Consider the following 4,577-nt stretch of genomic DNA (forward strand, 5'->3'; position numbering starts at 1 on the left):
GTCCACTGACACGATGCGGGCGCGGGTGCCCGGGGCGCAGTCCGGCCCGCGCACATTCCAGAACGAATCATCGAGCGCGGCGCGCCCGGCACCGGCGCTGATGCCCTCCGTCAGCACCAGCTCGCGCCCCACCCAGCGGCCGGCGCCCTGATTCAGTGCATTGTCCTGCACACGCAGCACGCGCGGACGGTGGCGGCGCCAGAAAGCGGTCAGACCCACGGACAGGATGGCGAACAGGGCGACCTGCCAGGGCCAGCCGGAGACCCCGGCGTGCGCCGCCAGCGCGGTCAGCGCGGCCGCCAGCGCCAGCATGAGCATGAAGAAGGTGCCGCTGAGCAGTTCGCTCACCCCCAGCATCAGCGCAATCACCCACCAGTAGATCGCCGTCATGTCACCCCTCCCTGTCCGAGTCCTCGCCCGTGCGGGCTCAGGCCTTGCCGTTCTGGCCCTGGATGGCCTTCACCAGCTCGCCGATGCCGCCGACGCTGCCCACCAGCTGGGTGGCCTCGATCGGCATCATGATGATCTTGCTGTTGTCGGCGCTGGCGACCTTGCCGAAGGCCTCGACGTACTTCTGTGCCACGAAGTAGTTGATCGCCTGCAGGTTGCCCTTGCCGATGGCCTCCGACACCACCGCGGTGGCGTTGGCTTCCGCCTGCGCCTGGCGCTCGCGCGCCTCGGCCTCGAGGAAAGCAGCCTGGCGCTCGCCCTCGGCCTTGAGGATCTGGCCCTGCTTCTCGCCCTCGGCGGTGAGGATCTCGGCCTGGCGGCGACCCTCGGCCTCGAGGATCTGCGCGCGCTTCATGCGCTCGGCTTTCATCTGCGACGCCATGGCCTCGACCAGGTCATGCGGCGGAGTGATGTCCTTGATCTCGACACGGGTGATCTTCACGCCCCACGGACCGGTGGCCTGGTCGATGGCGGACAGCAGGCGGCCGTTGATCTGGTCACGCTGCGACAGCATTTCGTCGAGGTCCAGCGAGCCGATCACGGTACGCATGTTGGTCATGGCCAGGTTCTGGATGGCGTAGCCCAGTCCCTGCACCTCGTAGGCCGCGCGCGGCGTGTCGATGACCTGGTAGAAGCAGACGGCATCGATGCGCACCATGGCGTTGTCCTTGGAGATGACCTCCTGCGCCGGGATGTCGAGCACCTGCTCCATGACGCTGAGCTTGCGGCCGATCTGGTCGAAGAACGGCACGATGAAGTGCAGGCCCGGGTTCAGGGTGTGGGTGTAGCGGCCGAAGCGCTCCACCGTCCACTGGTAGCCCTGCGGCACCGTCTTCACCGACAGCACCACGATCAGCACGGCCAGCAGCAGCAGGAAGGAAAGGAAGATCTGGGTCAGCATGAAACGGCCTCCGTGGCTCGGTGGAATGACGCCCGGCGACGCGCCGGGCGGGGTGTCCGGAATGCAACGCGCGCCACCGGCCTGTCGCTGACAACCCGGCCGCACACGGCCGCACGCGACCTCAGGCCTTGGCGGCGGCCTCGGCGGCGGCTTCCTTGATCAGCGGCGCCAGCTCGCCCTTCTGCACCATGTCCATGACGATGTCGCAGCCGCCGATCAGCTCGCCCTTGACCCAGAGCTGCGGGAAGGTCGGCCAGTTGGCGATGCGCGGCAGCGTGGCACGGATTTCCGGGTTCTCCAGGATGTTGACGTAGGCGAACGGCTCGCCGACCTGCACCAGCGCCTCCACCGTGCGGGCGGAGAAGCCGCATTGCGGGAACTGCGGCGTGCCCTTCATGTAGAGCAGGATGTTGTTGTCGGCGATCTGCTTGCGGATCAGGGTTTCGATGTCCATGGATCTCTCTCGTGCATGGCTGCGGACCTGNCGATGTTAGCAGAAGGTGCGCCGCGCGTGCGCGGCGGCACCAGCGGCCGTCCTTGGCGAATCACGGCCCCGGCGCTACACTCCGCCTTTGCTTTTTGCAAGCCCTCGCGGGCTGCGTGTCCCCCACAGGAACTCCCATCATGACCAGCACCAGCGCACTCATGCCCACCTATGCCCGGCAGCCTGTCGCTTTCGTCCGCGGCGAAGGCGTCTGGCTCTACGACAGCGAGGGCCGCCGCTACCTGGACACCACCGCCGGCATCGCCGTGTGCGGGCTGGGACACGCCAACCCGGTGGTGGCCGAGGCCATCGCCGACCAGGCGCGCACGCTGGTGCACACCTCGAACCTGTTCCAGGTGCCGCTGCAGGAGCAGCTCGGTGCTCTGCTGCGCGATGTCTCGGGCATGGACCTGTGCTTCTTCGGCAACTCCGGCGCCGAAGCCAACGAAGCCGCCATCAAGCTCGCCCGCCTGTACGGCAACAAGAAGGACGTGGCCGTGCCGACCGTCATCGTCATGGAGAACAGCTTCCACGGCCGCACCCTGGCGACCCTGACCGCCACCGGCAACGCCAAGGTGCAGGAAGGCTTCGGTCCGCTGGTGCAGGGCTTCGTGCGCGTGCCGCACGACGACATCGCCGCCATCGAGAAGGTCGCGGCGGAGAACCCGGACATCGTCGCCATCCTGGTCGAGCCGATCCAGGGCGAGAGCGGCGTGCGCATGCCGAAGAACGGCTTCGGCTATCTGAAGCAGCTGCGCGAGGTCTGCGACAAGCACGACTGGCTGCTCATGCTCGACGAGATCCAGACCGGCAACGGCCGCACCGGCAAGTATTTCGCCTACCAGCACGCCGGCATCCTGCCCGACGTGCTGAGCACGGCCAAGGGCCTGGGCAACGGCTTTCCGATCGGCGCCTGCCTGGTCAGCGGCAAGGCCGTCGACCTGTTCGGACCGGGCAAGCACGGCACCACCTACGGCGGCACGCCGCTGGGCTCGCGCGCGGCGCTGGCCACGGTGCAGGAGCTGCTGAAAGGCCCGATCGACAACGCCGCCGCCATGGGCGAGCGCATCGCCAGCGGCTTCCGGCGCGAGCTGGGCGACCTCGGCGTGACCGTGGAAGGCGCCGGCCTGATGCTCGGCGTGGTGCTGCCGGTGCCGTCCTGCACCGAGCTGGTGGCGCGCGCGCGTGATGCCGGGGTGCTGCTCATCGTCAGCGCGGAAAACCGCATCCGCCTGCTGCCGCCGCTGGTGATCAGCGCCGAGGAGTCCGACCTGCTGGTGCGCGAGATCAGCGTGCTGGTGCGGGCCTTCCTGGCTGAAAAGGGCATCGGCGCGCCTGCGGCGGTCGGGGTCACGGCATGACGCGGCACTTCCTCACCCTGCTCGACTTCAGTCCCGCCGAACTGCAGGCGGTGCTGGACCGTGCCATCGTGCTCAAGCGCATGCTGCGCGAGAAGGTGGTGCACGAGCCGCTGAAGAACCAGGTGCTGGCCATGATCTTCGAGAAGTCGTCGACCCGCACCCGTGTCTCGTTCGAGGCCGGCATGGCGCAGTTCGGCGGCTCGGCCATCTTCCTGTCGCCGCGTGACACCCAGCTCGGCCGCGGCGAACCGATCGAGGACTCGGCGCGGGTGATCTCGCGCATGTGCGACGCGGTCATGATCCGCACCTTCGAGCACAGCACCATCGAGCGCTTCGCCGCCTACTCGCAGGTGCCGGTGATCAACGCGCTGACCGACGACCATCACCCCTGCCAGCTGCTGGCCGACCTGCAGACCTTCCAGGAGCACCGCGGCACGCTGGCCGGCCGCACCTTCGCCTGGATCGGCGACGGCAACAACATGTGCAACAGCTATGTGCATGCCGCCCACCAGTTCGGCTTCAGGCTGAAGATCGCCTGCCCCTACGGCTTCGAGCCCGACCCCGAGCTGCTGGAGCAGTACGCGCACTGCGCCGAGCTGGTGAAGACCGCCGAGGAAGCCGCCGAAGGCGCGCACCTGGTGGCCACCGATGTCTGGACCAGCATGGGCCAGGAGTCGGAGCAGAGCGTGCGCAAGCGCCGCTTCGCCATGTACCAGGTCAATCCGCGCCTCATGGACGCGGCCGATCCGCAGGCGCTGTTCATGCACTGCCTGCCGGCGCACCGGGGCGAGGAAATCTCGGAAGACATGCTGGACGACCCGCGCGCGGTGGTCTGGGACGAAGCCGAGAACCGCCTGCACGCGCAGAAGGCGCTGCTGGAGTTCCTGCTGGTTGGCCATGCCAAAATCCATTCATGAAAATCCGAGAATTACCGAATAGACTTCTTTAAATCAGTAGCTTGATATATAAAGTCTATTCACATATCAATTCATAAAGCCTCATGGCCACATCCGGCAGGTCTGATCCGCAGCACCGGCAACAGCAGCTTTCCGCCTTGCTGCGCCAGCTCGCGCCAGTGCCGGCGGCCACGCTGTGCACCGCCCTGGGCATCAGCCAGCCCACACTCTCCCGCGCCCTGCGCCAGTTGCCGGGACTGGTCAGCGCCGGGCGCGGCAGCCGCACCCGCTATGCCTTGCGACGGCCACTGGCCGGACGCGACGAAGCCGTGGCGGTCTATGTCATCGACGCAAACGGGCAGGCACACGATGCCGGCAGCCTGCATCCGCTCGCGCCCGCCGGCAGCTGCCTCGACATCGCCAGGCTCGGCTGGCCGGTGACAGACGACATGGCCGATGGCTGGCATGCCGGCTTGCCCTATCCC

At 67.6% G+C, this 4,577-nt stretch carries 6 protein-coding genes; 3 read left to right on the forward strand and 3 right to left on the reverse strand.

Annotated elements, in window-relative coordinates; all coding sequences use genetic code 11:
- The 3 genes from C5O18_RS06725 to grxD all read right to left on the reverse strand — a co-directional run.
- Positions 1-390 (reverse strand): NfeD family protein (locus tag C5O18_RS06725; RefSeq protein WP_105192615.1); only part of this gene is annotated, 390 nt, incomplete at its 3' end.
- A 37-nt stretch (positions 391-427) separates the two neighbouring features.
- A complete protein-coding gene (locus C5O18_RS06730; protein ID WP_105192617.1) occupies positions 428-1,351 on the reverse strand; it encodes an SPFH domain-containing protein in 924 nt (307 codons plus the stop codon).
- Positions 1,352-1,472: 121 nt separating this feature from the next.
- Positions 1,473-1,805, reverse strand: a complete 333-nt coding sequence (gene grxD, locus C5O18_RS06735; protein WP_105192619.1) for a Grx4 family monothiol glutaredoxin — start codon at positions 1,803-1,805, stop codon at positions 1,473-1,475.
- Positions 1,806-1,975: 170 nt separating this feature from the next.
- Between grxD and C5O18_RS06740 the strand changes: the two genes are divergently transcribed.
- The 3 genes from C5O18_RS06740 to C5O18_RS06750 all read left to right on the forward strand — a co-directional run.
- A complete protein-coding gene (locus C5O18_RS06740) occupies positions 1,976-3,196 on the forward strand; it encodes an aspartate aminotransferase family protein (protein WP_105192621.1) in 1,221 nt (406 codons plus the stop codon).
- Positions 3,193-4,113 (forward strand): ornithine carbamoyltransferase, encoded by a 921-nt coding sequence (argF, locus tag C5O18_RS06745; protein ID WP_105192623.1) that lies wholly within the window; start codon positions 3,193-3,195, stop codon positions 4,111-4,113. Before C5O18_RS06740 ends, argF begins: the two co-directional genes overlap by 4 nt.
- A gap of 137 nt (positions 4,114-4,250) precedes the next feature.
- A partial coding sequence (locus tag C5O18_RS06750; protein WP_206389769.1) for a hypothetical protein occupies positions 4,251-4,577 on the forward strand: 327 nt, incomplete at its 3' end.

It is taken from the genome of Amnimonas aquatica (genome assembly GCF_002943415.1).
In the GTDB taxonomy this organism is placed as follows: domain Bacteria; phylum Pseudomonadota; class Gammaproteobacteria; order Pseudomonadales; family Moraxellaceae; genus Perlucidibaca; species Perlucidibaca aquatica_A.